General features: G+C 38.1%; 7 protein-coding genes. 4 read left to right on the top strand and 3 right to left on the bottom strand.

Annotation, left to right across the window (positions count from 1 at the left end; genetic code table 11):
- The 4 genes from F6K13_RS25430 to F6K13_RS25415 all read left to right on the top strand — a co-directional run.
- A partial coding sequence (locus F6K13_RS25430; RefSeq protein WP_287288768.1) for a hypothetical protein occupies positions 1-496 on the top strand: 496 nt, incomplete at its 5' end.
- Positions 496-819: a hypothetical protein gene (locus F6K13_RS25425; protein WP_287288766.1), complete on the top strand. Its 324-nt coding sequence runs from the start codon at positions 496-498 to the stop codon at positions 817-819. The genes F6K13_RS25430 and F6K13_RS25425, both read left to right, overlap by 1 nt.
- On the top strand, positions 816-1,133 hold the full coding sequence (locus F6K13_RS25420) for a hypothetical protein (protein ID WP_287288764.1): 318 nt from the start codon (positions 816-818) through the stop codon (positions 1,131-1,133). The genes F6K13_RS25425 and F6K13_RS25420 overlap by 4 nt, the downstream gene beginning before the upstream one ends.
- 90 nt (positions 1,134-1,223) lie before the next feature.
- Positions 1,224-1,862: a hypothetical protein gene (locus F6K13_RS25415; protein ID WP_287288762.1), complete on the top strand. Its 639-nt coding sequence runs from the start codon at positions 1,224-1,226 to the stop codon at positions 1,860-1,862.
- Here the strand turns inward: F6K13_RS25415 and F6K13_RS25410 are convergent.
- Genes F6K13_RS25410 through F6K13_RS25400 form a run of 3 tightly spaced genes read right to left on the bottom strand, consistent with a single transcriptional unit; the run spans position 1,846 to position 3,121 of the window.
- On the bottom strand, positions 1,846-2,304 hold the full coding sequence (locus F6K13_RS25410; RefSeq protein ID WP_287288760.1) for a hypothetical protein: 459 nt from the start codon (positions 2,302-2,304) through the stop codon (positions 1,846-1,848). The genes F6K13_RS25415 and F6K13_RS25410 overlap by 17 nt on opposite strands.
- Before the next feature lie 17 nt (positions 2,305-2,321).
- A complete protein-coding gene (locus F6K13_RS25405) occupies positions 2,322-2,648 on the bottom strand; it encodes a hypothetical protein (protein ID WP_287288758.1) in 327 nt (108 codons plus the stop codon).
- A gap of 2 nt (positions 2,649-2,650) precedes the next feature.
- Complete coding sequence (locus tag F6K13_RS25400; RefSeq protein WP_287288756.1) at positions 2,651-3,121, bottom strand: hypothetical protein; 471 nt, start codon at positions 3,119-3,121, stop codon at positions 2,651-2,653.
- Positions 3,122-3,168 lie beyond the last annotated feature (47 nt).

Here is a 3,168-nt window from a genome sequence, read left to right as displayed (position 1 = left end):
AAGATCGATTAGATTTGGTCTATCAGCAAATTATTTCATTTTAATTATGACCATGTTTAACAATAGCAACAGCTTTGGGGGTTTTGGGGGTTTATCAAGTAAGGCGATCGCATATATAATTTTGTTTTTTCTCATTTGTGTCCCTGCAATACGTTCTGGCTTGAACAGTGCCGAAAAAAAAATACCTTCTTCACAAGCGGTATTACCGAGTAAAAATGTTTTAGTAACAGATAAGACTGGTTATTGTTATCCTGAATATCAAAGACTAACTTTAGACACCTACAACGAGTGTATAATCCTCGGGATGACTTACAACGACGTTGTAGAAGTGATAGGTAACTATGGAAACGCCATTTCCGAATCAGGTGGCTTCTTAGTTTGGTCTTGGAACGAGAATAATAATGGCAAAACTTCAGGTAAAATGATAATTACCTTTGCCAATGGAAAGGCAGTTAAGAAAACTCAATACAATCTCAGTGCCGACAGCAGAAGATAATGCCATACAAAGACAAAGAAAAGCATAAACGCCACAATAAATATGCCAAAAGAAAGGCTTACAAAAGAAAAACGAATACACCCTATACTATTACTACTCGTCAAGCTTGGTTTCTTCAGACTTACCCCGATCCTGATTTTTCGCAACTAGATATAAAAGAAGCTACTGTCTTAAAATACTTTTTTGGTTATGGTGGTTCTAAGGTACTCGCTTTAGACGATATAGGTGCGATGATGGGCTTTAGTCGGACTACAGCAGCAAAGATTAGAGATAGAGCTTTCAAGAAGTTTGCAGACTCCAATGTTTCAGTACAGTCCCGTTGAGGCGATCGCGTATCCACGCCACTTCGCGATCGCCGAAAAATAATTTTCAAATGGGGGTTGACAAATATCATACCCACAGAGTTACAATGAGACTGTCGCCACACAAAAAACTCATGTACGATTTATATCTTCAACTCATTTCTAAGTTAGATTACCCCCAAGAATTTCAAAAACAAGATGACATCTGGAACGGTCTTGAAATTGATATGTTATCAGCTATCGTTGCTCAAACAGACATCTCTAACACTAAAAAGTTTATGGCGGAATGCTCCGAGATAGAAAAAGCGATCGCGGAACTAGGGTACGAAATTTAATTTCAAAAAAGGGGTTGACAAATATCATACCCTTCTCTTAAGATAGATACATCGACACAAACAACCTAAACGCAACACAGGAACTTAATTATGTTATTCACTTCAGCACTAGAACAAATTCAATCCAACTTACAGAGCTACAATCAAGAAATTGAAGAGCTACAGTTTAAATTAGAGACTCTTAGAGAGCAAAAGAAACAACTTGAAAACCACGCACAGCAACTCGGTTCTGCTGAGAATGCAGCCGAATCTGCATTAGAACAAGTTAAGACTGCTTTGATGATGGTTCGCGCCATTGCTCCCGATCAAGTAGGAGTCTTCAAACAATCTATAGATGAATTGTTTGCTGGTAATGAAGAACTCGCGATCGCTCCCGAGAAAGTAGAAGAAATTGTAGAGGATGAAAAAACCGTTACTGTCAAGGAAGATAAAAACCCTGGCGTAGCCTTAACCGTAGAAGTGGTAGAAGAAGCTTTAGAAGGTGAAGAGCAAGCAGAAGTACCCGTAACAGAAGAACAGCAAGAGGTCGTACAGCTTGATATTCAAGCTGATAGCCCTGATTTCTTAGAGCCAAAAGACTTTGACAAGTACACCATCAAACAACTGAAAGCACTAGCCAGCTATTTAAACGTTAAAATCTGGGGCAAAAAGTCTGAGATGGTTTCTCAATTAGCTTCTCAAGGACTCGTCAGAGAAGAGTTAGACCGAATCATCAAAGAATTGAAATAGTCATTGTTAAGCCAGGGTAAGCTCTGGCTTCTCCTTTCCATAACGATCCTGACGTTGACTCTATCTCTAGAGCAACGTCTCTCGTCGTATAATCCTGACCTAGCTTTATGTCTGTTAGGTCAGGATTAATATAGTCTCTTATTTGAACGGTTTTATAGTCGCAATTCTCTTTTGATAGCCGTTCTAAATCTCTCAACAGATAGTAAACGCTCGCGCAATTACAATTTTGCCCTAAATTGACGATAAAGCCCTCTAGTTCGTGGTTGCCAGGGTTTACTACATTCTTCTCAGTTCCACGCAGGATTTCGCTAGTTTCACCCCAAATGGGACGAAAACTACTAGGGTCTATATTTAAGACTAGATATAGATCGTCAAATAAGTTCTCTATTTCTGGGTAAATAGAGAGCCATCCATCTTTAAATGTTTGTTCGACAAGAATCATCAAACAGTTAATAGCTATCAAGGCTCGTAAGTTCCCTCTACTCCTCTAGTTTTGCGATCCGCCGTCCTCGCTTCAAGATGGGCGATCGCATCTTGTAAGGATGTAATGGTGCGAGCGTTATATTCGTTGGCAAAATTAGAATCTTGAAAGAAATCTAGTCTTGTAATCGCACATTGAATTACCGTTTCAACAGTTGCGCCATTTAAAACAGGTTCGCCATCTTCGTTTTTTGTGATATTGCCGTTTTGCCAGGATATATTGACTCCTATCCCCGTGGTTTTCCCTCCTGCAGGATGACCTTCAGGGGTTTTAATAAAATGACTTTCTAAAGACTTGTCTATCATTGCTATTCTCTATTAAAGTTTACTGGTTCTACATGAAGTATAACAGTATCTTCTCCAATCCTTTCAGCGTAGGGCAATCGATAATCTATTGGCAGGCGATCGTCAAAAGCGAGTCTCTTTTCAAACTCATTTAGACTTAAACCCGCTTTTTTTAGCTGTTTATATTTTGACTCTAATATTTCTTTCGCTTCGTTGTATTCATTTATAAGATTTGTTAAATCTTCATGAAGATTATTTTTTGTTTTTTGATGATTTTTGAGGTTTTGTTCTACCCTTTCTTTTTCGGCTTTTTCCTTAAGTACCGCGATCGCGTTTTCTAAAAATTTCTTAGCTTCTCTGTCAGTTACCTGATTTTGAGCCGATTCAATAATATCTTTGGTTGATGCTGTATCGATATCTTGATTCAATCTGAGATTGATTTCCTGTAATTCTTCTTCTAACGCTTTTATCTTTTCTAGTGTTTGCTGACCCATAAGGAAATTAAAAATAACTTATTGTATGATAGTACTCTTTATTAGGT

It is taken from the genome of Okeania sp. SIO2B9 (genome assembly GCF_010672505.1).
In the GTDB taxonomy this organism is placed as follows: domain Bacteria; phylum Cyanobacteriota; class Cyanobacteriia; order Cyanobacteriales; family Microcoleaceae; genus Okeania; species Okeania hirsuta.
This window is presented reverse-complemented; position numbering and strand designations above follow the sequence as displayed.

Coding starts and splice junctions, on each gene's coding strand:
- F6K13_RS25400 (WP_287288756.1), bottom strand. CDS start 3,121: ATGGGTCAGCAAACACTAGAAAAGATAAAAGCGTTAGAAGAAGAATTA.
- F6K13_RS25405 (WP_287288758.1), bottom strand. CDS start 2,648: ATGATAGACAAGTCTTTAGAAAGTCATTTTATTAAAACCCCTGAAGGT.
- F6K13_RS25425 (WP_287288766.1), top strand. CDS start 496: ATGCCATACAAAGACAAAGAAAAGCATAAACGCCACAATAAATATGCC.
- F6K13_RS25415 (WP_287288762.1), top strand. CDS start 1,224: ATGTTATTCACTTCAGCACTAGAACAAATTCAATCCAACTTACAGAGC.
- F6K13_RS25410 (WP_287288760.1), bottom strand. CDS start 2,304: ATGATTCTTGTCGAACAAACATTTAAAGATGGATGGCTCTCTATTTAC.